Below are 24,869 nucleotides of genomic sequence, written 5' to 3'. Positions count from 1 at the left end.
CCTCCTTAATTTTTCAGTTTAAACACTATAAAATCAGCACAATGCAAATCTTCCTCAAATTGAGGGTACTTTTCAAGCATCTCTTGTGACGGTCTCGGCTCTATAATTTTTTCTATATGAAAGCCCGCTTCCGTAATTGCTTCCACATAGCTTGTTAATGTGCGATGAAACAATACAATAGGTGGGTCTGCAGCTAGTTGTTGATAAACACCTTCATAAAAGTAACGCTGTACCTTCCAATACTGCTGATCCAGCTGCTCATGTCTAATCCATCCACTATTTGGCGTGACAAAGCAGGGATGCAATATTGAAAAAACAAAAGTGCTATTCGGCTTTAAAAGACGATACATCTCACGTATTGTAGCACGATAATCCTCTAAATCTTGAAGTACCATATTCGAAACGATACAATCAAATTGATTGTCTGCTAAGAACGTTAAATTTTCACAATTACCATGAAAAAATTGAACGGGCAACTGCTGTGGTGTTCTTTCCATAGCAATGTCTAGCATTTTTTGTGAAAAATCAACAGCCGTTACGATAGCCCCTTGTTTCACTAGTAATCTACTTAAGTATCCTTCGCCACACCCCGCATCTAATAGATGCTTTCCATCCACCTCTCCCAGTAGAGAAAATATAGTGGGGTTTAATAGTACTTCACGATGGATATCACCATACTCATGATAATTAGCGGTATACCTTTCCGCATATTGATTCCAACGTTTAATGGCTTGTTCTGTATTCATAAAAATACCTCATTTCAATGTAAAATCGTAACGTTACGTCCCATGTGCACTTGTCTATTTTTCCATATAAAGAAAAAAATATATAGACTTTTATTTAATTTTTTAATATCATGTAGATAGAGGCACGCCTTCTTTAAGTAAATGACTCAAGCCAGAAATCCATATAGGATTTCTGGCTTTTATGCTTTATATCGAAATGGTATGTTCAGCAACAGCTTCTTTTTTTATGGTCAGCCATCTGCCCACTAACATCACTAGTAATGCCACAAAGACGATTATACCCGCAAAGACTAGCGCTGCCTTATAGCTATTATAAATATTGACCAGCTGACCCGCGACAATAGGTCCAATTATTTGTCCAAACGCATAAAACGTTGTTAGTAATGATACAACAAATCCACTTTGTGTAGGAAAAAGTTGCCGTGCATAGGATGTAGTCAGTGTCACAATACCTACAAAGGTTAGACCGAATAAAAATGATGCTACTAATACACTCCATACAGTTTGTGAAAATACAGGTAACAAGATGCCTATTACTTGAAGTATGTATACCACAAACAAAATTTTTATTGCTGAAAACTTCTCTAATAAGATCGTCCAAACAGGTGCCGATGGGATTGCCGCTAATCCTACAATGACCCAGCTATACGAGGAGTACGCTTGGAGAGAAGGAATATTATGAATAATATCCACTAAAAAAGTACCTGTAATAATATACCCTAGTCCCTCAAGTCCATATGACAAAATAAGCCATGGCATAAAGCCCTTTGTCATTTTCGTATTAGAAGAATTCGCTACTTTTAACGTATCTTGAATCTCTAAACCTCTCCATAAAATAGTAGTAATCAGTAAAAAAACAACTGATAGTATGCCTAGTCCTAACCATGTTCCTTGCCATGCAAGTCTCGCTTCAATAAGAGGAACGCATATGCCTGAAATGGCAATTCCTAGCCCTATACCACTAAATACATAGCCCGACCATCGGGATAGTGAGTGTTTCGCCAAATAATCCATGACAATACTAGACGTTAAAACAAAAATTAGTCCACCTGTAATACCAGCGATTAATCGAAGAATTAACCATATACTATACAGCTCCATCAAGCCCATTAATCCAACTGATAGGACATTAAAAATAACACTTACCATTAAAATTTGTTTACGCTGACGATGAATAAAGCCCGCCCATAGTGCACCAATGAAATAGCCAATATAATTACTTGAAGCTAAAAACCCAGCAACTTCTAAAGAAAATCCTACATCCTGTCGCATAAACGGTAGAATCGGCGTAAAAGCAAATCGACTAATGCCCATAGCGATGACGAGTAATAAAATTCCTCCGAAAACAATCCCCATATGTTGACGATTCATAGTGTCCCCCCTTTCCCCTATTGTAATTAAAAGGATACCGAGCAAAAATTAATAAATCTAATATATAATCTATATAAATGCATAAAAATAATTTATAAAAGGTGTGTCTATCATGAATCTACATGCACTGCGGTTATTTACAAAGGTAGCCGAGCTCAATAGTGTTTCCAAAGCTGCGCAAGCCCTTATGATTAGTCAGCCCGCTGTAACCATTCAAATTCGAAATTTAGAAAAAGAACTAGGTTTAACATTGCTAGAATCGAAAGGTAGAGGTATTACACTAACTCAGAGCGGTGCCTTTTTATATAAACAAGCACAGCGCTTATTTGATTTAGAAATAGATATCGAAAATAAAGTAGAACAGTTAAAAAATACAGGCCATGAGGAATTACAAATTGCTTCCACACATGTGCCCTCTCATTTTTTATTACCTAAATTATTAGCCCATTTTAAACAAGTCTACCCAACTACGCATATTCATTTAAAAACAGCTAATTCACAGCAAGTAATAGAGGAGTTACTCCATTATAAAGCAGATTTAGCCTTTATCGTTAAAGAAGATGGTCATCACCCTGATATTCATTACCAATTTCTGATGAATTTAGATTATTGGTTTATTGTGCCATACAATCACTCATTAGCCGGTCAAACGGTTTCACTTTCCGAACTCATGCAACAGCCCTTTGTCACAAGAGAAGATGGTAGCTCCACAAAGGAATATTTAAATGCATTATGTAAAGTACATAAGATACCCCCACCTAAAGTGGGACTACAACTAGATGGAATCAATGAGTCCATTCATGCAATTGCAGCTGGTTTCGGGACGATGCTTGCCCCATCCATAGCAGCATCCAGCTTTATCCATCAGCAACAAATAGCACGAGTGTTTATTGAAAATATTGACATTCAGCGCCCAGTTTATCTTTGTACACGGAAAAATGAACAACCTCATTCTTCTTCATTTAATAACTTTCTTCATATCATTCATGAAACAACTTCTTAGAAAAAAAGGCACTCTAGCATCAAAAAAGAGTGCCTTTTTCTATCTTTCAGCGTCTGTCAAAGCTGTAAAAATGTAGGCTGAGCCATTTTTTTACCACTAACCACTCCCTATTATTATTCGTTTTTTTATAGACTTAATAGTTTAAATAGCCTATAATAATCCGTGTTATTATCAATAAACGAACATTAAGGTGGTTTTTATGGCTGAATATACGCAAATTTTCAAAGGAACAGCTTTTACTAGTAAATCTGCTACTGAAGTTCAGATTTTAAAAGATTATTTATTTTTCATTAATGCAGATGGCATGATTGAAAAAACAGTCTCTCCTGAACATGTTGATTACCAACAACTATTAACTACATACCAACACCATAAACATTTTCATCCATTAGATGAAGGTCAATATTTCTTACCAGGATTTGTCGACTTGCATGTACATGCACCACAATGGGCGCAATCTGGTACAGCTTTAGACATACCACTTTATGATTGGTTGAACACATATACCTTCCCTATCGAATCAAAATTTTCGGATTTAGTATTTGCTCAAGAGGTTTACGAAGATTTAGTGAGCACACTCCTTGCTAACGGCACTACAACATCCTTATATTTTGCGACGGTTCATAAAGAGGCTAGTATTCTTTTAGCAAAAATTTGTGCTGAAAAGGGGCAACGAGGATTAGTCGGAAAAGTGGTGATGGATGATCCTGAACAAAATCCTCATTTTTACCGAGATGCTACTACACAAACAGCTCTTGCTGATACAGAAGAATTCATTTTAGCTGTTAAGGATTTAGCAAAGACAACTAAGCAAGGTGTATATCCTGTTGTCACTCCTCGCTTCATTCCAAGTTGTACCGACCATGCTTTAAAGGGCTTAGGGGAATTAGCAGCAAAATACAATACACATATCCAATCTCACTGTAGTGAAAGTGATTGGGAACATGGCTACGTCAAGGAAAGATTCCATAAAAATGATGCTGAGGCTCTCCATGATTTTGGTTTATTAGGCGAAAAATCTGTTATGGCCCATTGTAATTTCCTAAGCGATGATGATGCACGTTTATTTGCTGAGACAGGCACAGCTATCAGTCATTGCCCAATATCTAATGCCTATTTTGCAAATAGCGTTATTCCCATTGCCCGTTTCCATGCACTAGGCGTTGATATTGGATTAGGTTCAGATATATCTGGTGGATTTTCCCCTAGCCTTTTCGATAATGCAAGACAAGCTGTCATGTCATCGAGAATGCTTGAAGATGGGGTAGATACAGCAATCGCAGCCAATAAACGTGGTGTTCCAAATTCACGTATTACGATTAATGAAGCCTTTTATCTAGCGACAGCTGGTGGCGGTGAAAGCTTAAGCCTTCCAATTGGTCGTTTACAGGAAAACTATACATGGGATGTACAAATCATTGATACAAAGACCCATTCTGCAAAACTTCCGATTTTCGATAGCCAAGAAGCATTACACGATATTTTCCAAAAAATGATGTATCTTGTCCGTCCTGAAAATATCCGTGAGGTTTGGGTCCAAGGGAATAAAGTTCATTCTAGGGACTAATGATTCATCAACTGTCTATTAAAAATTTATCAATATGAGGTGCACATTTTCGTGGAAACGCAACATAGCAAACTAACTAATACAACGAGAAAAACAACCAAATTAACCGTACTGCCAGATGAAAAAGTTTCGATTGGTCAATCAGCGTTACTAGGTTTACAGCATGTCATGGCAATGGATGTTTACGTTGTCCCATTTTTAATCGCCATGCTAATTGGCTTACAAACTGGTCAAGCCAGTGCATTAATCCAATCAACCTTTATTGCTGCAGGGCTTGCAACTATTATACAAACACATTTCTGTATGAAATTACCAATGGCGCAGGGCCCTTCCTATGTTCCACTAGGAGCAATCGTTGGTATTTACGCAGCCAGTGGCAGTGGGGATTTAGGGTGGAGCACAATATTAGGCGCAAGCTTAGTTGGTGCCATTTTAGTAATTATTTTAGGCTACACAGGTATCTTCAATAAAATTGTACAAACATTTATTCCGCCAATTGTAGGGGGAACAATTATTTTTGTTGTTGGTCTATCGTTAATGCCTGTCGGTTTAAGCGATAATATTTTTAATGGAGCAGGTGCATCCATTCAACAAAATATTTATTTAGCATTGATATCAGCAGTAGTCCTAATGATTTGTGTAATGCTAGGTACAGTCTTCCATCAAAAGGGGCGTCTATTCCGTATTGGCTCCGTTATTATTGCTTTAATAGTTGGTAGTATTGCTGCAAATAGGATGGGAGTTTTAGATTTATCAGCTGTTTCACAAGCAAAATGGTTTAGTATGCCTCAAATTCCATTCGCGGATTTCAGCTTTAGCTTTAATATTTCTGCCATTATTACAATGGTCATTATTTATATTGTCTTAATGGCGGAAACAACAGGAACATGGTTTGCTATTAGTAATGTTATCGATAAACCTTTAACGGATCAGCAAATTAATCGAGGTGTTGTCGGTGAAGGGATTGGCTGTTTTATTGCTTCATTACTAGGTTCTACACCAGTAACTGGTTACTCAACAAATGCAGGGGTAATTTCCATTACAGGAATTGCCAGTCGTCGCGTATTTATCGCTGCGGGTATTTGGTTTATTGTTTTTGGCTTCTCTGGTAAATTAGCCGCTCTCATTTCAGCCATTCCCTCGGCTGTCATTGGAGGAGTATTTGTCATTGTTTGCGGCATCATTGCTATTAGTGGTTTACAGGTCATGAAAAATGAACATATTGGCGAAAAGGAAATGTATGTGATTGCTATTCCAGTTATTTTAACGTTAGCATTGACATTATTACCAGATGATTTCTTGTATTCATTACCGACAACTGTTCAATATTTATTCGGCTCACCAATTGCCACAGCTGCACTTGTAGCCATTATCCTCAATAAAATATTACCACGCTCAAAATAATCAACAATTTCATGCACAACCCACTTTCACTATTAGTGAGCGAGGGTTGTGCTTTTTTAATTTTTCGAAAATTTCTGTTTCATTTTCTAGCAATCTGTTATACTTGAGCAAAAAAGTAGGGATTATTATGGTATATGATGTCATTATAGTTGGGGCAGGCTCTATGGGGATGGCGGCAGGTTATTATTTAGCGAAGGCAGGAAAAAATGTCTTGTTGCTGGATGCTTTTGATCCCCCACATGAGGAAGGTAGCCATCATGGAGAGACAAGAATTATTCGCTTTGCCTATGGGGAGGGAGCTAGCTATGTACCTTTCGTGAAAAGAGCTGGGGAGCTATGGCAGGAGCTCGAATCTTTAGCAGATGAAAACTTATTTTTACAAACTGGTGTAGTAAATATCGGAGAACCAACCTGCAGTTTTATTCAAAATGTAAGAGCCAGTGCTACACTTCATGAATTAGCACTCGAACACTATTCAGCAGCTGAAGCCATGAACAAATGGTCTGGATTATCTTTACCAGCTAATTTAGTGGCCTGCTTTGAGCCGACAGCTGGTGTCCTTCGAGTTGAAGCATGTATTCGAGCCTATAAAAAGCTAGCTTTGGAAGCTGGGGCACGCTTACAAACAAATGAAAAAGTTGTTAGCATCCAAGCGGGAGAAATGGTGCAAGTTCAAACGGCCAATCAAGTCTATGAAACAAAGCAATTAATTGTCACTGCTGGGGCATGGGCAACTGAGCTACTGCAAACGTTGGATATCTCCCTCCCTGTTACACCAACGCGAAAAACCTTTGCATGGTTCGAAGCGGATGAAGAGCTTTATAGTGAAGAGGTCTTTCCAGCCTATTGCTTTGAATTCGCCGATTCCTCTTACTATGGCTTCCCTAGCATTGATGGTGCAGGACTAAAGCTAGGTCGACATGATGGTGGCGAAGAAATAAATCCAAATATGCCTCTTCATCCATTCGATGACAAGGATCGTGCAGATTTACAACATTTTATTCAGCAATTTATGCCTCGGCATGGCGCATTAAAATACGGGAAAACATGCAAATATTCCATGACGCCAGATGAAGACTTCATCATTGATTTCTTACCTACTCATCAAAATATTATAATCGCGGCAGGTTTTTCAGGTCATGGCTTTAAATTTAGCAGTGCTGTTGGAGAAGCTCTCGCAGAATTAACGTTATATGGTGAATGTCAGCAGGATCTAACACGCTTCCACCTTAGTCGATTCCATTAATTTTGGATACATGTGGGAAACGGCATTAATTGGATGCTTCATCATAAAAGCAGATGGGAACGTAAGGCGGCAATTTCAGTCCTGGAAATAAGCGACGTTACTTTAATTCATTCTAAATCAATCTACTATTTCATTTTTATTAGACTAAAAAGAACCCCAAATGATAGTAACTTTATCAGTCACTATAATTTGGGGTTCATCCATATAGAGAATCTTACGCTTCAATAAGTGCTAAAAAATCCTGCCAATGATGCAATCTTGGTAACTCAACATGCTGATTATACGATTGATTTTTTAACACTACTTTTGTCTGTATATTGTGAAGTGTCTCCAGCACTGCTGGTTTATCATCTACATAAACATCTAAAGCAAGATCTTTTATAATCGCTACCTTCTCTGCATCTTGCATACCACAGAAAAAATGGCCCTCTTTTATTGGAAATCCTTGTGCTCCCATCCATTCTTTTGTTTGCGTACAAAATTGCTTCGGACGAGAGGTAATGTAGTAAATATCATGGCCATGCTCCGCTAAAGCTTGTAGCATTTTTAATGACCCTTCAAAAGAAGGACAGTTCGTAAAATAAATCTCTTCTAATGAACTGTTCCACATCGCTGCTCCCTCTGCATCTGATAAGCCAAATGGCTCATGAATTTCAACTCTTTTTAGCGTATGAAAAATATCAATCGGAATATTTTTTCCCATTTTTTTATTGTAAATAGCAAAGGCATGTGCCCGTAAATCTATTAGTGTATCATCAATGTCAAAACCAAATTTCATTAGGTGTTACTTCCTTTCATGATGCTCTATTGACAAAATGAGCAGAAAAAGTTTGTTCCCTCTCTATTTGTACTGCTAAGACATCCTCAATAGCTTGCTTTCGCATATGCTGAAAATCTTGAACATTAAAATGAGCTAATGATTCCTTATCTAATAGAGACGCCAAACAATCAGCATCTTTTAACGCACTGTTCAGGCCAAATGCTCCGGTTGGCGTCATCGTATGAACCGCATCGCCTAATAGCACAAGACCTTTCGTACCCCAACAGTTACAGAGGCAGCTGAAAACATCTAATAGCACAAAATCTTTCCAAGACTGAATATGTTCCTTTACTGGCTCAGATAATGCGGGAAATTGCGTCGTAAGCTGTTGGATAAAAGGTATAAATGATTGTTTTCTGAGCTGTGGATAGCTCCCCTGTTCAATATTCCACCCAATTTGAATAAAGCCACCAGCTTGCGTGAACAATGATAGTTGCTTATCTCCGATTAATGCCATTTTAATAGAGGGCTCCCAGTCTGAAGGAGCTGGAATTTTAGCCCATAATAAGTCAAAGCCATGTTTTTGTTTTTGAACATCAATATGTGCTGCCTTACGAATCGTAGAATAGCGTCCATCAGCACCGATTATTAGTTGACTATTGATCTTTATGGTTGTTCCATCTTTTATGGCGATTACGCCTTTATAATTACCTGATGCGTCCTGGATGAGCTCCGTTACCTTCGTATGTAGCAGGCAAGTAAAGTGAGAAAATAGCAGCGTTTTTTGTAAAATTCCTTTTAATAGATTAGCTTGAGGAACATGAATTCCTAGATGGCCGACAGAGTCATTAGGAAAAATTGTTTTAAAGGCATTACCATCTGCATAATATTCTAGCTTTTCCATACGTAGTAAGCCGAGCGACTCGACTGCTTCGAAAAGTTGATGACTTTTTAAAACAGCCTCGCCTTCTTCATTTAAATGTTCGCCACGAAAAGACTTACCTAGGACCACATTTTGCTCTAGTAGAATGACCGATAGCCCTTTTTTGACTAGTAAATAAGATAAAAGAGCACCAGCTGGTCCAGCCCCTACTATACAAACATCCGCTTCATAGTTCAATTTCCTTCACCTTGCTTTGGATAAGCGATAATACGTAAATCCTCGCCTATCTTATCAAATGAGGCAAATTCAATATCCCATGCCTCATTCATGAAAGAGGGGTTATCGCCCGCAAATGGCGTTAAGGATAAATTCCCTCCTAGAACCTTTGGCGCTACATAAATCACATACTTGTCAATGGCACCTTGCTGTAAAAATGAAGCATTCACTTTACTACCACCCTCTAGCAAAATATCTGTAATGCCGTGTTCATAAAGTCTTGCAAGCATTTCATCAATATTTAGCCCACGTTCGTTCTTCTCTATAGGTAAAACTGTAAGGCCTTTATCTGTAAATGAATCGACCTTTTCCTGGCTAACCTCATTGCTGCAAACAAGAATTGTTGGGGCTTCTTCCGTATTGAACACATTCGCATCTAATGGTGAACGTAATAAACTATCCATAATGATGCGTGTTGGGTTTTTCCCATAGCCTTCGCTTAATCTTGTTGTTAAAGACGGATTGTCAGCGATGACTGTACCAACACCAACTAGAATACCATCTACCTCATGGCGAATATGGTGAACATCCTCACGCGCAGCATCACCTGTTACCCATTTAGAATGACCTGTATGCGTAGCAATTTTCCCATCTACAGTCATAGCAAATTTTGAAATAACAAACGGTCTTTTAGTGAGCATATTATGGATAAAGCGTTCATTTAAACGGCGTGCTTGTTGCTCCAAAACACCGACCTCCACTGCTATACCTGCATCGCGTAGCAATTGAATGCCACGACCTGCTACAGTAGGATTAGGATCTTGCATGGCAACCACCACTCGACTAACACCAGATTCCTTCACTAAATTCGCACAAGGAGGCGTTTTACCAAAATGTGAACAAGGTTCAAGCGTGACATATAGTGTAGCATTCTTTGCATGTTCACCAGCCATACGAAAAGCATGAACTTCTGCATGTGGTTCGCCTGCTTTTCTGTGTAAACCAGTACCTACAATAATGTCATTTTTGACAATTACCGCCCCGACAAGTGGATTAGGGTTTGTATTGCCTTTTGCACTAGCTGCTAGGTCTAGAGCTAGTTGCATGTATTTTTCGTCTTTATTAGTCATGGTCGCCACCTCCACTTATTGTTTTTCTCGTAAATGTCCAGATTTCTCAACCTTCGTTTCCAAATAAAAACGATTCGTTTCCGTTAAGCCACCCCATAAAGGAACATGCCCTTCTGCCGCTAAGCCTCGAGCCAGTAAAGCAGCCAATTTTTTAGGATTATTTGTAATAAGTGTCACAGGCTTTGCACGTAGAGTAGCTAAAACTGCGAGTGCTTCTTCATATGAACGTGTATCGTCAGGGAAGCCAAGTGCATGGTTTGCCTCTACTGTATCTAGCCCTTCTTCTTGTAATAAATAAGCGAGTGATTTAGAGAATAATCCGATGCCTCGCCCTTCATGATCAGCTAAATAAAAAATAGCTCCACAGCCGTGCTCTACAATCATTTTCATAGATTCATGCAATTGATAGCCACAATCACAGCGCTGACTGCCAAATATGTCACCAGTGTGACAAATACTATGCATGCGGATTAAAGCATCTTCTGAATGGGTAAAATCACCATATACAAGAACTGATGATTGCTGTAAAAAAGCCAAATTGGCTGTAGCTAAGCCATCAATGATTTCTTCTTTCGATACATTCACATCTACTGTAAGCCAGTTATACCACTGAAATGTAGCAGAAAAGTCACCTTGTTTAACAGGCAAATTCACAGGACCAACTAGGCAAATATTTTCTGTATTCGTGTGCTTTATAACTGTCATTTTATCTTTCACTATGTCCATAATTTTAGTAGTAATTGTCATATTAATCTCCAACCTTCTATAGGAAACAGTTGGTTAAAAACACCAACTGAGCACATGTATTTTCACAACACTTACATAACGTAACTTAGTTTATAATAATAACTAAAAAGTGTCAAACAACAGCTACTATCCTATGATTTTTAATAGTAAATACAAAAATTTTAGCATTACTTTTTCATCATATACTACTAGCTTATGGAGATGCTATTTTTTCTGTGCAGGCTAGTCTATAATAAGCTGTGGTACCTGTAATGACGAAAGGAAGTTTAAAATGAACTTAGAAAAAACTGTGCAACTGAAGCAGCCAAAATATCAACAAATCGCTATCGACCTTGCCTCCAAAATCGTAGAAAGAAAATACCGCATCGGCGATAAAATATATGCAAGATCTTCTCTTGCAAGTCAATATAATGTGTCTGCTGAGACTGCGAGAAGAGCAATCGCTGTCTTACAAGACTTAGAAATTGTAGAGGCATCGAAAGGTAGCGGTGTAATTATTAAGTCGTATGAAAAAGCAGCGCATTTTGTCCGACAATTTCATGACGTTCAATCCATTCATGAAATACAAAATGAACTTCTGACTAGTATTCAAAAGCAACAGCATGAATTAATAAATTTACAAGACAAGGCAAAGCAGCTAATTAGTCGTACGGAGCATTTCCGTTCAGTAAATCCATTTATTCCTTATCAATTAGAAATGACTGCTGAAAGTCCATGCATTCATCAAACTGTACAAGCCTTAAATTTTTGGCAAAATACATCAAGTACCATCGTCGGTATTCGTCGTGGTAATGAATTATTACTATCACCTGGTCCTTATGTATCATTCGAAGAAGGTGATATTATTTATTTTGTTGGAAATGATGAAAGCTTCGCTAGAGTACAAAGCTTTTTATACCCAAATTAAAAACCGTTTAAGCGCTGATATCACAGCGTTTAAGCGGTTTTTTTCTTATTGGTCGGTTTGACAAAAGTAACAACCCTTTGTTACAGTAAGGTTGTTACTTGTTTATTTTTGGGTATCACTATCTTCAAATAGTAATAATCTACGAAAGGAGTGCTTCTATGGAAAAATTAAAAGTAGAACACGTATCAAAAGTGTTTGGCAAACATATTCCCCAAGCACTAGAACTCGTCAAGCAACAAAAAAGTAAAACTGATATCTTAAAAGAAACAGGTGCAACTGTTGGTGTATACGATGCAAGCTTTACAGTGAACGAAGGAGAAATCTTCGTTATCATGGGATTATCAGGAAGTGGTAAATCAACATTAATACGGCTCTTAAACCGCCTTATTGAACCAACGAGCGGAAATATATATATCGATGGAGAAAATATTTCTAAAATGGGTAAAGAAAGTTTACGGACCGTAAGAAGAAACAAAATGAGCATGGTTTTCCAAAACTTCGGTTTATTCCCTCATCGTACATTACTTCAAAACACCGAATACGGCCTTGAAATCCGAGGCATTTCAAAGGATGAACGCCAAGCAAAAGCAGAGCAAGCTCTTGAAAATGCTGGATTACTCGCTTATAAAGATCAATATCCAAGCCAATTATCAGGTGGTATGCAGCAACGTGTTGGATTAGCGCGTGCTCTTGCCAATGATCCTGAAATTTTATTAATGGATGAAGCTTTTTCAGCATTAGACCCATTAATTCGTAAAGAAATGCAAGATGAGCTACTCGATCTACAACAAAAAGTCAAAAAAACAATTTTATTTATCACTCATGATCTGAATGAAGCATTACGCATTGGGGATCGAATCGCTATTATGAAGGATGGCTCTATCATTCAAATTGGTACGGGAGAAGAAATATTAACCAATCCAGCGAATGATTATGTCAAAACATTCGTGGAAGATGTGGACCGCTCTAAAGTATTGACGGCTGAAAATGTCATGGTGCGACCTGTTTATGTCAACGTAGATTTAGACGGCCCTAAAGTAGCACTAAAACGTATGCGACAAGAGGCTGTTAGTTTATTAATGGCTGTCGACAAAAACCGACATTTAAAAGGCTTTATTACAGCAGACGACGCATTAGCTTCTGCTAAGAAGCAAGAGCAAACTGTCCATTCCATTGTGCAATCAGAGGTGTTAACAGTTCCACCAGACATGCTATTACAGGATATATTAGGGATGATTTATAATTCACCTACTCCTATTGCCGTCGTAAAAGATGGTCGCTTGCTTGGTGTGCTGATTAGAGGCGTTGTCATCCAAGCACTTTCAACGAGTGACGAGGAGGCCGATGTACATGAATAATTTTTTAGATAATATTCCAACAATACCACTAGCTCCATGGGTAGAATCAGCTATGGACTGGTTGACGAGTAATTTTTCAGCGTTCTTTAACTCGATTCAGCAATTTGGAAAACTACTCATGAATCAGGTCACTGATTTGTTAAATAGTATCCCAGCCATTATTTTAATATTACTTGTCGTTGTTTTTGCCTTTTATGCAACTGGTAAAAAATTCGGGCTTGCCTCATTTTCATTAATAGGCTTGTTGTTTATTTATAATCAAGGTCTTTGGACAAATCTGATGGAAACAACCACGCTCGTCATCTTTTCAAGTATTATTTCCATCATCATCGGTATTCCACTTGGGATTCTAATGTCGAAGTCTACAATCGCTGAAAGTATTATTAAACCAATACTCGATTTCATGCAAACAATGCCTGGCTTTGTCTACCTCATCCCTGCCGTTGCCTTTTTCGGCATAGGAATTGTACCTGGTGTCTTCGCATCCGTTATCTTTGCTTTGCCACCAACTGTACGCATGACAAACCTAGGTATCCGTCAGGTACCTAAAGAATTAGTGGAAGCCGCAGACTCTTATGGTAGTACAGCTAGTCAAAAACTATTTAAAGTAGAAATCCCACTTGCTAAATCAACGATTATGGCAGGTATTAACCAAACTGTAATGCTGTCCCTTTCTATGGTAGTTATCGCCTCGATGATTGGTGCTCCAGGTTTAGGACGTGAAGTCTTAACAGCCCTACAACGTACACAGGTTGGGAATGGTTTCGTTGCAGGTTTAGGTTTAGTTATTTTTGCTATTATTATTGACCGTTTAACACAAAGCTTTAATAAAAAGAAAGCCTTATAAAATTAGTTTATTTTCTTGCCATGAAGGCAGTTTAATAGATAGAAATGATGTACAGAAAGGGAGATTAGATGAAACTGAAAACACTATCGAAATTAGGAATGGCTTTAGGTTTAGGCTTCATGCTCGCTGCATGTAGCGGAGGAGACTCTGGTTCTGGAAAAAATAGTGATTCTAAGGAGGTAAACTTAGCCTATGTAGAGTGGGATACTGAAATCGCCTCTACAAATGTAGTGGGGCAAGTCCTTGAAGATTTAGGCTATGATGTGACATTAACTCCTTTGGATAATGCCATTATGTGGGAAGCAGTTTCTAAAGGCGAGGCAGACGGCATGGTCGCTGCATGGTTACCACATACACATGAATCACAATATGAAAAATATAAAGATAAATTAGATGAGCTGGGCGAAAACCTTGCTGGCGCAAAAATTGGCTTAGTTGTACCAAGCTATATGAAAGCAAACTCTATTGAAGATTTAACAGATGAGGCTGATCGTACAATTACTGGTATCGAGCCTGGCGCTGGTATAACAGCCGCAACAGAGAAAGCATTAGATGAATATGATAGTTTAGCAGATTGGAATTTTGTTACGTCTTCGTCTGGTGCAATGACTACTTCTTTAGCTAAGGCTTTGAAAGAAAAGGAAGAAATTATTGTTACTGGTTGGTCACCACACTGGAAATTTGCTAAATATGATCTTAAATATTTAGAAGATCCAAAAGGTGTTTTCGGTGGTGAAGAAACAATCAATACTTTTGTTCGTAAAGGTTTAAAAGAGGATTTACCTGAAGTGTATTCCGTATTAGATAACTTTCACTGGACAGCTGAAGATTTAGAAAGCGTTATGCTAGAAGTAATGGATGGTAAGGATCCAAAAGACGCTGCTAAAGATTGGATTGAAGCAAATCCAGAAAAAGTAGCTGAATGGACAAAAGATGTAAAAAAATAATGTAAAAAAATGCACTTCCTTTTTTCAACGGGAAGTGCATTTTTTATAGGCCTCTTTTATGACAATATTTTCAACATGACGGCTGCTCCTAAAACAAGCACTATACAAACAACTCTTCTCCAATCCTTTGATTCATTAAAGAAGAACATTCCTAGCAAGGCTCCTCCAGCCGCACCTATCCCTGTCCAAATTGCATAAGCAGTACCCATTGGTAAGGTTTCCATAGCATATGCAAGACCTGCAAAGCTTAATGTAAATGCAAATATCAATAACCCCAAGTTTTTTTTATTCTTTTCGTTATTATATTTACTAATCATATAGACACCCATCATCTCACATAAGCCTGCAATTATTAATGCCATCCACGCCATTATTCAGCCACCTCTTTTTCCTTCGGCTCTCCTGTCACAAGCTTTAAGCCAACAACCCCTGCCAATAAAACAACAATACATAGTATTTTTGCTAGCTTCCATGGCTCTCCAAACAGCAAACTATCCGCGCATACAGTGCCCGCTGTCCCTAAGCCTACAAAAATTGCATATACCGTGCCAACTGGTAAATGCTCTCCCGCTTTAATAAGCAAATAAAAACTAACATAGATTGCAATTGCAGTGCCTATCCATTCCCATACAGTTGAAGCATGCTTTAAACCAATGACCCAGCCTACTTCAAAGCAAGCAGCGATAATGACACTTAACCAATGCTTATTCATAAAAAATCCCTCCATTTTATAGGACACGATGAATGACTACCTAGATGACTATCCTTTCTCAGCTTTCGCCAAATCACCTGATTTTAGCCAAAGAAAAAAGCCTAGAAGAAACTGTCCATCGACAGTATCTCCCAGGCTTTTATCCCTCCGTGTCACAAAAAAATTGTGGTTTTCTCTCGGACCAGACTAGCATCAGCTACGGAACCCTAGAAAACTTTACAATATTTTATTAACCTTAGTATAGCAAACTATTTAATAATTTTCCACTGGAACATAGCCGACTTTTTCTACTAATGCTTGACCTTCATCGGTACGTATCCAATCGATTAGCTTTTGAACATTTTCATTTTCTGTCCCTGCAGTGACTGCATAAAACTCGGATACTAAAGGATATGTTCCATTTCGAATATTCTCTTTAGTTGGAGCTACTCCATCAATGGATAGTAATTTGATTTTTTTATTTTGAACCATTTCTGTCGAATAATATCTAAAGGTATAGCCCATCGCATTTTTATAGTTTCGATATTGTGATACTTCATGGATAATGCCCCCCATTCCTGAAGCAATATTTTCAGAAGGTGCCTTCATAATCGGCATGTTGCCCATTAATTTCTCTAATGCCGTTTGACTTCCACTATCCGCCAGACGCTGGAAAGCACGGATGGCTTCATCCTCACCGCCTACATCACGCCAATTGGTAATGTCACCAGCATATATTTTCTTCACCTGTTCTAATGTAACATTATCCACATTGTTTTTATGATGGACGAAAAAAACAAATGCCTCTCGCCCTATTGGTGTCATATCAAACGTAAGTCCTTCTTTTTCTGCTTGCCATTCTTGCGAGACAGAAGGTGCTGCCACAAAAATAAGATCCACATCTCCCGCTATTAAACTTTGATAGGCTTCTGGCGTACGGCTCACTTGGACCCTACTATTATATGGCTGGTAGTCTCCTTTAGGGTAAGTAGCCTCCACAAAAGCTGCATATAAAGGATACATAGCCGTGGCTCCATCTAATCGCGGTAATGACTCTGTCAATTGTAATGAGGCTACTTCGTCAGGCTTTACCACTAGATTGCCCCGCGTAAATGGTTGATAGGCAGATATATCAATTTCTGCATCTACAGTGGGAATACTCAGTTTATAATAATGTTGAATAGGAGTAATTAAAGCAATTACTATTGCTACACCTAATACACTCATTAACCATCTCCTTTTCTTTTTTGTATGTATCCAATTAAATATTCCACCAACAAACAACACAAATAAACAAACGGGAACTGTATAAACTAGTGGTAGAAAGTGCATATGACCATTCAGAATGACAATAAGTGCTACCATTACTGTCACTACTGATAAACCAATCATAACGCTCACGATTTGTAAAAATTTAATCAAGACGCAACCCTCCAGTGTAATTTTACACTTTCAAATTCATCGTACTAGAAAAAGCAGGCATTCGCAACATTATAATCTGAAAATTATGTTAAAATTAAATTTATCTTGATTCGACATCTATTTGAAACAAGATCATGCCTAAGGTGATGGAAGAAAAATCGCCAAGGCGTAACTGATGATTAGGAGGAATGTACATATGGCAATAGAAAAAGTACGCAGCCATTTAGCCCAATGGCATGTGGAACACAAAATACAAGAGTTAGAGGAGAGCTCTGCAACTGTTGAATTAGCAGCTCAGGCACTTGGCTGTGAGCCTGCCCGCATAGCAAAATCTTTATCCTTTCTTGTCAATGATGGCGCTATATTAATTGTGGCAGCCGGTGATGCAAAAATCGATAATGCCAAATATAAAGCAGTGTTTGGGACAAAAGCAAAGATGCTAGGCAAAGATGATGTGGAAGCTATGATTGGTCATGATGTCGGTGGAGTTTGTCCCTTTGGTGTGAATGAAGGTGTTGTTATTTATTTAGATGAATCCCTTAAACGGTTTACAACGGTTTTTCCTGCATGTGGCAGTAGTAATTCCGCGATAGAGGTTACTATTTCTGAGCTTGAAACCTATACGCCCTATGAAGAATGGATTGATGTCTGTAAGGGCTGGCATGATTAGACGAACAAAAATCGGTGAAACTTTTCAACAGTCTCACCGATTTTTATTGTAGTTATTTCTCCTATTCTCTTTCATCAATGAAAAAAATCATAGAGCTTTTATGATTGCTTTTTCACAATTTTTTTACCATATGTCATATAGCGCCATAGCTTTTCAAATGGACCAATGGAAAAGAATTTGAACCAAATCATGCTAAAGATAATTTGGATGATAAAAATAATGCTTGCGATTACTACAATATCTGATGGTGAAACGACTTCTAAGCCCATAATCGAGATGATGGCCATACCAATAAAGCTTTGGGCTAAATAGTTGGTAAATGCCATTTGTCCCACTCGTCCGATTGGCTGAAAAATTTTCTCTATTTGACGATTCTCTAAAATAGTAAATAAACAAGCTAAATAAAAATATGTTGTCGGAACTACTCCTAAACCAATAATAGATTGTAACTGTTGGTCATCAGCTTGTGAGGCAAACCATATCCATAGTGAAAAACCAATAAAGAATGGGCCCGTAACAAGAAGCAGCCATTTTATTTGTTGGATATGAGCGCCAATATGACCAATCCAACCAGCTTTCGCTACTAAAAATCCACTTAAAAACATGATAAATATAGCGATAGCATCATTCCCTAAAAGACCTAAAATAGTGGCCATTATCGAATTAGTTGGCATATACAATTGACCTAATATAGCAAGAATATGAAGTGTAATGATTGTAAAAAGCCATTTACAAATTGTTGAAATTTTCGCAGAGTAAAATGGTAGCAATAAAAATCCAATAACTGCATAGATAGCTAAGATTGAACCCCAAAACAGGAAAATATGAATGATACCAATAATCAATAATGCAACTAAACGTCTTGCAAAGCGTCGTTTTGGTTTATCCCCACGAGCTTCTGCCCGAGAAGCAAAAATATAAAAACCAACACCGAATAGGAATGAAAAGATTGAAAAGAATTTCTTTTCAATAAAGATATCAATAAGTGAATCGATCACTCCATTGATGCCACTATAATCAGGCATAGGGCCGCCCTCTATTATGACCTGATAGGCGCCTACATTAATAAATAAAATACCAAATAATGCTAATCCTCGAATAATGTCCAAGGAAAGAATTCGTTCTTTTTGTGTAACGGATGGATTCATGTTCAAATAACTCCTTATCTTTTATGCTATAGCTAGCATAACTCTTCATCCTTACAACTATTTTTTTTTAAGCTTACAGGAACCTTACAAATCAAAAGATTAACTTTATAGTTTTTTATCCGATTCTCCCGAAAAAAATAACATATTTTATAGTAAGAACATAGTAGAAAAGAGGTTTCTCCGATGAAAAGAAATCGCAAATTTGGTTTTTGTTACCCGGGCTATCGATACTGTGGACCTGGTTGCTCGGGACCAGGTGAACCCACAAATGCTGTGGATAGTTGCTGTAAACAACATGATGAATGTTATGATCGTTACGGTAGCATAAGATATTGTGATGAACTATTTCAGAAATGCCTCAGACCTCACATGCATGCACCCAATAAGATGGCGAGAGATGCAAGACTATTCAATCGGGTATTCGAACTACGTAATCGATTCTTTTAACAATGAAGCTCACGTTATGTTGAAAACAGCGTGGGCTACTTTTTTGTATAAATCGCATATTTCTGTGGACCCATAAAGCCAAGCTTTGTCCCTAAATAAATGGATGCTGTATTGGAGATATCACAATCCCAGCAAGGCTTTAGCTCGTTGGCCAAACAATGATTGATAAATGTTGTCGCGATCAAACTAGCCAATCCCTGACCTCTATAATTCGAATCGGTCATAATATCAATTTCAGCATAGTCATTTGATTTAAAAATAGAAACGGCTTCACTGACGATTTGCTCCTTATGTATTAGACAAAAGCCAAAACCATTTGTCAGGAAATTAGCCGTAGAATCCCAATATTCATCATAGTAAGCACATGTAAACTCCATTGCGTTATTTATATGATGTTGAGTAATTGGCATGACCTCAAAATTGGATACTTCTTGCTTCTCCTTCCCACCATACAAGCTTTTATCAAATGTAAAGGTATAGCGTTCTAATTTTCTAAGCTGCCCATTTACAAGTTGTTCAATTTTAGTATTCCATTGCTCTGAATAAGAAAATAAGGTAAAACGCTTCCCTTGCTCTACAGATTGCTCGAGGCAAATGGCAAGCTGACGGTCAAACTCAGTTGTAGTTGAATCACCATATACAAAATAAATTCCTGATTTTGTATGTATTAGGAGCGTTTGAAAAGTAGCTGTATCTGCATAGACTGTCCCTTCTATTAATTGATCAAGAATACTATAAACAAATGTTGGAGCCCTTAGAATGTTTTGTTTAATGATTGGATAATGATTCGCTGTAACTTTTATCACGACGTTTCCCCCTTTTATTGGCATTAAGCACCTTATATTTTATAATAAAATATAGATCTAGTTGAAGGGACTGAATGATGCACAGATAGCAATATTTTTCATCCAACACCATTAAAATCTTGGAGGTAAAAGTATTGATTGAATGTATGGACACGGAAAGATTATTATTACGAAAAGTGGCTAGTGCTGATGCTAAAAGTTTATGGGCGATTTGGTCAGATCCTGCTGTGACCAAATTTATGAATATCTCAAACTTTACACACGAAGAACAGGCGCTGGAAATGATTGAATTACTCAATCAATTAGCTAATGAACATAGGGCCATTCGCTATTCTATCATTGAAAAGATAGGCAATTGTATCATTGGCTCCTGTGGATTTAATAACGTAGATTTCGATAAAGCTACCGCAGAAATTGGCTATGACTTGGCGAAGACTCATTGGGGCAAGGGCTACGCCACAGAAGCTATTATCGCTTTAATCGATATTGCTTTTACACATTTGGAGATGAAGACAATTGTAGCAAAGGTCGATGCCTCGAATATTAATTCCATCAAAGTCTTGCAGAAATTGAATTTTATTTTGCAGGGCTATGATAGCAATGAAGAAAATTTACAAGTATACACACTATGTAAAAGGTAATATAGAAAGCTAAGAATGGTTAGATAACCATTCTTAGCTTTCTGCTTAGTGATACATGCCGTGATAAATTTTCCCCGTCAACTTTTCTATTTGTACTTCGAATAACTCTATTTTAGGCATAATTGGATAGCCCTCTTTTTTCAAATGTCCATTCAGGATTACCGTATTTCTCTAAAAGCGCATCAAAGAGCCATTCCTTCCTTGACTCCTCTTCAATTCTTACAACTTGTCCAAATAGTACTACACTTTGGTAGACAAGTGCAGATTGACAAGCATATTTTTTCCCTGAGTGTAAATCGCCCATTTCACTTACTTCTATACTGATTTTAGGGTTTTGTTTAATATTGGACCAAAAATGGCTTTCTCGCATATTACCGATATGCAAATAAAGTTTATCATTTCTCTCATACACATAAACAAATGGAATCACATAAGGATATCCTTCTTCATCAACCGTCGCAACATGTGCTACTTTCCCCATCTTTAAAAATTGCAGTACTTCATCATGAGAAATTTCTACCCATTTGTTTTGAATCATACCCCTTATCTTATTTTAACCCCCACATCCAAATATGGAACGATTAAAAAAAAATCGTTCATTCTAAACATATATATATTTTACATCTTTGTGACACCTAAAAAAAGGATATTTTTTCTTTCAACAATAAGTAAAGCCAAGAATGCATTTGTTTAGCATTCTTGGCTTTACTTTATCGTTATTTAATTGGAATCCAAATTTCTGAGTATGAATCAGGACTATATGCATCTTCTTCAGGGTACACCTCAAGCTCCGCTGTTCCTGCTGGCTCATATGGATTGGATGGGAACCATTCTGAATATATTTGTTTCCACGTATTTTGCATGGCATCTGGCATAGGGCCATGTACCTCAAATACAACCCATTTTGATGCAGGTACTTCCATTGTTAATAGATCTTCTCCTACATCCCCTTCATGATTTGTAGCAATCCAATAATCAATGAACCCCTGTTGTCCTTGGCTTGTATTAGGTACACATACGCCCAGTACCCCATTGATATTGCCATTATTTAATTGATATAGATGGTGATCGAAGGCACTCTCATTGATTTCCTGCCAGAATAATGGTATTTCTCGAGTATTCTCTCCATCTTGGCAGTTGTACGTTCTTTTTACCCCAACAACTTGAAACTTGTCTTTTTCTACGATTTTATACTTCATTGGTTCTGCTCCCTTCAAGCTTACCTGTATAACCAGGCGATTGTATGATTGTAATGGTCCTTGCTTCTTTCTCGCTTCACTCGGCGTTACATAATGCTGTTTACGAAACGCTTTTGTAAAGGCTTCAGGAGTTTCATAGCCATATTTGTAGGCGAGATCGATTATTTTTTGATCTGTATCCATTAATTCCTGAGCTGCTAATGTTAATCTCCTCCGTCTTAAATAATCCGCAATCGACATATCCGTTAAAATCGCAAACGTTCGCTGAAAATGAAAGACAGATGAATTTACCTCCTGTGCAATTTGTTCAATGGTTATGTTTTCTAATAAATGATCCTCCATAAAATTAATGGCTTTTTGAATCGACTCAATCCAACTCATTGCTCTCACTCCCTGATAACATCTTAAAATAGTTCATGCTTTCCAGCCTGTCTTTTTATGCTAACTTTGGACAGGTATGTGTAGAAGCAGTTTTTCATCACTAACACTCCTTCTATTTTCGTTACTTTACATACGATTTTCGCTCTTTCTCCACTAAAATCCATTGTACTAACTATCAAAAAATATCGAAAAATAACCATTATATTTATAATAACGGACAAGGCCTTTATTGTCCTTAAATCAAGGATAGTCAACATCGTATCTTACCAAAGGAGGAAGAAAAGACTTAGGCTATGCCTTCAGATGAAAAGGAGGCAATGGGAAATTTCCAAGCACGTTGTAATCATGAAGTATACGAAGGATTAGGCTACAGGTAGTATTGATGATAAATCAAATGCAGCTGTAGAATTCTGTTACTTTGAAGCCATCATAATTGGCGGACAAATGACCCTTCTTAATCTTGAATAAATTAATGTACGATATCGCATGGCAATCTAAAGATGATGTTGCACGACTACCATTGACATTCCCAGAAGATCGACCATTTCTCTTATCTTTATTTCCATAAAAAAAAGTCACGTCTTCTCGACATGACCATCCTTTTACATATAAATTTATTGGCTACTCTCGTCTGGATGTTGATAAATAATTAAGGCAGAATGGATGACCGTTTGTTCTCCGATATAGAGGGTATTGTATTTGATATCAAGTATGAAAAAGTAACTTAAATCTAATAAAGCCCGATTAATATCATGTTCAAATTGCACAATATCGTTGTTTTGAATTGTCACAACTTGAGTCGTTTGTGTCATTGCCCACACCCCTTTTCTTTAATAAAGGGTATGAAAGTCAGTATAAAAATATTGGAGCTTTTTAGCTCCAATATTTTTTAGTACATCGTTAAATATTCCTCACGCTCCCAGTTATGGACCCGTGTGCGGTATTTATCCCATTCGATTTCTTTGGCAACATTAAACTTTTCATAAATATGATCACCTAGAGCATCTCGTACAACTGAATCCATTTCTAATTCAATTAACGCATGTTCTAATGAAGAGGGTAAGCTATCAATGCCATTTAATTCACGCTCTGGACCTGTCATTTTATAAATATTTCGATCTACCGCTGCTGGAGGCGTTAAATCCTTGCGTATGCCATCAAGCCCCGAAGCCAAGATCACAGCCATTGCTAAATAAGGATTCGCCGCTGGATCCACTGAACGTAATTCAACACGTGTTGATAATCCTCGAGCTGCTGGTATACGAATAAGTGGTGAACGGTTTTGAGCAGACCAAGCAACATAGCATGGGGCCTCATAGCCTGGGACTAATCGTTTATAAGAATTAACAAGTGGATTCGTAATTGCCGTAAATCCGTGTACATGCTGGATGATTCCTGCCATAAAGCTACGAGCTGTTGCACTTAATTGAAGTTCTGCGTGTTCATCATAAAATGCATTTTTATCCCCTTCAAATAATGATAGATTAAAATGCATACCAGAGCCGTTAACTCCGAATAGTGGCTTCGGCATAAATGTTGCATGTAGCCCATGCTGTGCAGCGATTGTTTTTACGACTAATTTAAATGTTTGAATATTGTCGCATGCTTCAATGGCACTAGCATATTTAAAATCAATTTCATGCTGTCCAGGTGCTACTTCATGGTGAGATGCCTCAATTTCAAAGCCCATCCCTTCTAGCTCTAAAACAATATCCCGACGACAATTCTCTCCTAAATCTGTCGGAGCTAAGTCAAAATAACCTCCGCTGTCATTTAGCTCAAGTGTCGGATGCCCCTTTTCATCCAGCTTAAAAAGGAAAAATTCTGGCTCTGGGCCCAAGTTAAAGGAAGTGAAACCTAACTCCTCCATTTCCTTTAAAACGCGCTTTAAATTGGAGCGTGGGTCTCCTTCAAATGGTGACCCATCTGGCCTTGCAATATCGCATATAAGGCGTGCCACCTTACCTTTTTCAGCTGTCCAAGGAAAAATGACAAATGTATTGAAATCTGGTCTCAAGTACATATCAGATTCCTCTATACGTACAAAGCCTTCAATCGAAGAGCCATCAAACATAACCTTATTGTCTAAAGCTTTTTCTAATTGACTCACAGGTACTTCTACATTTTTAATCGTTCCTAATATATCAGTAAATTGTAGGCGAATAAACTTCACATTTTCTTCCTTTACTCGGCGTATAATACCTTCTTTTGTATAATGTTTCATTTTCCACCACTCCAATGTAAATTTAGTTAACACATTTTTTATAACTGCTTTTAAAATACATCATTTTATTGTTATTAGCAATATGTACGTAAGGTTTTATAACATCGT

The 24,869-nt window shown here is 37.7% G+C and carries 26 protein-coding genes and 1 riboswitch; of the genes, 11 read left to right on the top strand and 15 right to left on the bottom strand.

Annotated features, from left to right (window positions below; all coding sequences use genetic code 11):
- Positions 1-5: 5 nt before the first annotated feature.
- On the bottom strand, positions 6-746 hold the full coding sequence (locus tag MKY80_RS06050; RefSeq protein WP_008174553.1) for a class I SAM-dependent methyltransferase: 741 nt from the start codon (positions 744-746) through the stop codon (positions 6-8).
- A gap of 186 nt (positions 747-932) precedes the next feature.
- Complete coding sequence (locus MKY80_RS06045) at positions 933-2,117, bottom strand: YbfB/YjiJ family MFS transporter (protein WP_342532348.1); 1,185 nt, start codon at positions 2,115-2,117, stop codon at positions 933-935.
- 112 nt (positions 2,118-2,229) lie between these two features.
- Here MKY80_RS06045 and MKY80_RS06040 point away from each other — a divergent pair, with 112 nt between their 5' ends.
- The 4 genes from MKY80_RS06040 (at position 2,230) to solA (ending at position 7,337) form a co-directional block, all read left to right on the top strand.
- Positions 2,230-3,120: a LysR family transcriptional regulator gene (locus MKY80_RS06040; RefSeq protein ID WP_107921477.1), complete on the top strand. Its 891-nt coding sequence runs from the start codon at positions 2,230-2,232 to the stop codon at positions 3,118-3,120.
- 199 nt (positions 3,121-3,319) lie between these two features.
- Positions 3,320-4,687 (top strand): guanine deaminase, encoded by a 1,368-nt coding sequence (guaD, locus tag MKY80_RS06035; RefSeq protein WP_342532347.1) that lies wholly within the window; start codon positions 3,320-3,322, stop codon positions 4,685-4,687.
- Positions 4,688-4,738: 51 nt separating this feature from the next.
- Positions 4,739-6,091, top strand: coding sequence for a solute carrier family 23 protein (locus MKY80_RS06030; RefSeq protein ID WP_107921478.1), 1,353 nt, complete (start codon positions 4,739-4,741; stop codon positions 6,089-6,091).
- A gap of 127 nt (positions 6,092-6,218) precedes the next feature.
- The gene (gene solA / locus MKY80_RS06025) at positions 6,219-7,337 is read left to right on the top strand and encodes an N-methyl-L-tryptophan oxidase (RefSeq protein ID WP_342532346.1); all 1,119 of its coding nucleotides are present in this window, start codon (positions 6,219-6,221) and stop codon (positions 7,335-7,337) included.
- Between the two features lie 214 nt (positions 7,338-7,551).
- Here the strand turns inward: solA and MKY80_RS06020 are convergent, their stop codons facing one another.
- From MKY80_RS06020 to MKY80_RS06005, 4 genes are read right to left on the bottom strand one after another with little or no spacing between them, the layout of a single operon-like run.
- Positions 7,552-8,115 carry a hypothetical protein gene (locus MKY80_RS06020; RefSeq protein ID WP_008174559.1) on the bottom strand — a complete coding sequence of 188 codons (564 nt, stop codon included), beginning with the start codon at positions 8,113-8,115 and terminating at the stop codon, positions 7,552-7,554.
- Between the two features lie 16 nt (positions 8,116-8,131).
- Positions 8,132-9,217, bottom strand: coding sequence for an FAD-dependent monooxygenase (locus tag MKY80_RS06015; RefSeq protein WP_107921481.1), 1,086 nt, complete (start codon positions 9,215-9,217; stop codon positions 8,132-8,134).
- On the bottom strand, positions 9,214-10,326 hold the full coding sequence (gene ribD / locus MKY80_RS06010) for a bifunctional diaminohydroxyphosphoribosylaminopyrimidine deaminase/5-amino-6-(5-phosphoribosylamino)uracil reductase RibD (RefSeq protein WP_107921482.1): 1,113 nt from the start codon (positions 10,324-10,326) through the stop codon (positions 9,214-9,216). The genes MKY80_RS06015 and ribD overlap by 4 nt, the downstream gene beginning before the upstream one ends.
- A gap of 15 nt (positions 10,327-10,341) precedes the next feature.
- Entirely contained in the window at positions 10,342-11,073 is a 732-nt protein-coding gene (locus MKY80_RS06005; protein ID WP_008174564.1) for a GTP cyclohydrolase II, read from the bottom strand.
- Between the two features lie 271 nt (positions 11,074-11,344).
- Between MKY80_RS06005 and MKY80_RS06000 the strand changes: the two genes are divergently transcribed.
- The 4 genes from MKY80_RS06000 to MKY80_RS05985 all read left to right on the top strand — a co-directional run bounded on the left by MKY80_RS06000 (position 11,345) and on the right by MKY80_RS05985 (position 15,132).
- The gene (locus MKY80_RS06000) at positions 11,345-11,980 is read left to right on the top strand and encodes a TrkA C-terminal domain-containing protein (RefSeq protein WP_008174565.1); all 636 of its coding nucleotides are present in this window, start codon (positions 11,345-11,347) and stop codon (positions 11,978-11,980) included.
- A 158-nt stretch (positions 11,981-12,138) separates the two neighbouring features.
- Positions 12,139-13,338, top strand: a complete 1,200-nt coding sequence (locus tag MKY80_RS05995; protein WP_008174567.1) for a glycine betaine/L-proline ABC transporter ATP-binding protein — start codon at positions 12,139-12,141, stop codon at positions 13,336-13,338.
- A complete protein-coding gene (locus MKY80_RS05990; RefSeq protein WP_008174570.1) occupies positions 13,331-14,185 on the top strand; it encodes a proline/glycine betaine ABC transporter permease in 855 nt (284 codons plus the stop codon). Before MKY80_RS05995 ends, MKY80_RS05990 begins: the two co-directional genes overlap by 8 nt.
- Before the next feature lie 68 nt (positions 14,186-14,253).
- Positions 14,254-15,132 (top strand): glycine betaine ABC transporter substrate-binding protein, encoded by an 879-nt coding sequence (locus MKY80_RS05985; RefSeq protein ID WP_008174572.1) that lies wholly within the window; start codon positions 14,254-14,256, stop codon positions 15,130-15,132.
- Positions 15,133-15,188: 56 nt separating this feature from the next.
- Here MKY80_RS05985 and MKY80_RS05980 read toward each other — a convergent pair whose 3' ends face one another.
- The 3 genes from MKY80_RS05980 to MKY80_RS05970 all read right to left on the bottom strand — a co-directional run bounded on the left by MKY80_RS05980 (position 15,189) and on the right by MKY80_RS05970 (position 17,245).
- A complete protein-coding gene (locus MKY80_RS05980) occupies positions 15,189-15,503 on the bottom strand; it encodes a multidrug efflux SMR transporter (RefSeq protein WP_008174577.1) in 315 nt (104 codons plus the stop codon).
- Positions 15,503-15,844, bottom strand: coding sequence for a multidrug efflux SMR transporter (locus MKY80_RS05975; RefSeq protein WP_342532345.1), 342 nt, complete (start codon positions 15,842-15,844; stop codon positions 15,503-15,505). The genes MKY80_RS05980 and MKY80_RS05975 overlap by 1 nt, the downstream gene beginning before the upstream one ends.
- Positions 15,845-15,970: 126 nt before the next feature.
- Positions 15,971-16,065, bottom strand: a riboswitch (guanidine-I (ykkC/yxkD leader).
- Positions 16,066-16,096: 31 nt separating this feature from the next.
- On the bottom strand, positions 16,097-17,245 hold the full coding sequence (locus MKY80_RS05970; RefSeq protein WP_008174580.1) for a substrate-binding domain-containing protein: 1,149 nt from the start codon (positions 17,243-17,245) through the stop codon (positions 16,097-16,099).
- Positions 17,246-17,441: 196 nt separating this feature from the next.
- Here MKY80_RS05970 and MKY80_RS05965 point away from each other — a divergent pair, with 196 nt between their 5' ends.
- Entirely contained in the window at positions 17,442-17,915 is a 474-nt protein-coding gene (locus MKY80_RS05965) for a YbaK/EbsC family protein (RefSeq protein ID WP_008174582.1), read from the top strand.
- Positions 17,916-18,013: 98 nt separating this feature from the next.
- Here the strand turns inward: MKY80_RS05965 and MKY80_RS05960 are convergent, their stop codons facing one another.
- Positions 18,014-19,063 carry a DUF418 domain-containing protein gene (locus tag MKY80_RS05960; protein ID WP_089985422.1) on the bottom strand — a complete coding sequence of 350 codons (1,050 nt, stop codon included), beginning with the start codon at positions 19,061-19,063 and terminating at the stop codon, positions 18,014-18,016.
- Positions 19,064-19,246: 183 nt separating this feature from the next.
- On the opposite strand from MKY80_RS05960, the gene MKY80_RS05955 reads away from it, so the two are divergent.
- Positions 19,247-19,510 carry a Parvovirus coat protein VP1-like protein gene (locus tag MKY80_RS05955; protein ID WP_083796472.1) on the top strand — a complete coding sequence of 88 codons (264 nt, stop codon included), beginning with the start codon at positions 19,247-19,249 and terminating at the stop codon, positions 19,508-19,510.
- Between the two features lie 35 nt (positions 19,511-19,545).
- On the opposite strand, the gene MKY80_RS05950 is transcribed toward MKY80_RS05955, so the two are convergent.
- On the bottom strand, positions 19,546-20,316 hold the full coding sequence (locus tag MKY80_RS05950) for a GNAT family N-acetyltransferase (RefSeq protein WP_043989774.1): 771 nt from the start codon (positions 20,314-20,316) through the stop codon (positions 19,546-19,548).
- 134 nt (positions 20,317-20,450) lie between these two features.
- Between MKY80_RS05950 and MKY80_RS05945 the strand changes: the two genes are divergently transcribed.
- A complete protein-coding gene (locus tag MKY80_RS05945; RefSeq protein WP_342532344.1) occupies positions 20,451-20,957 on the top strand; it encodes a GNAT family N-acetyltransferase in 507 nt (168 codons plus the stop codon).
- Positions 20,958-21,069: 112 nt separating this feature from the next.
- On the opposite strand, the gene MKY80_RS05940 is transcribed toward MKY80_RS05945, so the two are convergent.
- The 4 genes from MKY80_RS05940 to glnA form a co-directional block, all read right to left on the bottom strand.
- Positions 21,070-21,495 carry a pyridoxamine 5'-phosphate oxidase family protein gene (locus MKY80_RS05940; protein ID WP_258954913.1) on the bottom strand — a complete coding sequence of 142 codons (426 nt, stop codon included), beginning with the start codon at positions 21,493-21,495 and terminating at the stop codon, positions 21,070-21,072.
- A gap of 178 nt (positions 21,496-21,673) precedes the next feature.
- Complete coding sequence (locus MKY80_RS05935; protein WP_008174590.1) at positions 21,674-22,537, bottom strand: AraC family transcriptional regulator; 864 nt, start codon at positions 22,535-22,537, stop codon at positions 21,674-21,676.
- A gap of 614 nt (positions 22,538-23,151) precedes the next feature.
- Positions 23,152-23,349 carry a hypothetical protein gene (locus tag MKY80_RS05930; protein WP_342532343.1) on the bottom strand — a complete coding sequence of 66 codons (198 nt, stop codon included), beginning with the start codon at positions 23,347-23,349 and terminating at the stop codon, positions 23,152-23,154.
- A gap of 77 nt (positions 23,350-23,426) precedes the next feature.
- Entirely contained in the window at positions 23,427-24,761 is a 1,335-nt protein-coding gene (gene glnA / locus MKY80_RS05925; protein ID WP_008174595.1) for a type I glutamate--ammonia ligase, read from the bottom strand.
- Positions 24,762-24,869 lie beyond the last annotated feature (108 nt).

The organism is Lysinibacillus sp. FSL R5-0849 (assembly GCF_038595075.1).
GTDB classification, from domain to species: Bacteria; Bacillota; Bacilli; order Bacillales_A; family Planococcaceae; genus Lysinibacillus; species Lysinibacillus fusiformis.
The sequence above is the reverse complement of the archived record's forward strand: the minus strand, read 5'-3'. Positions and strand labels throughout refer to the sequence as shown.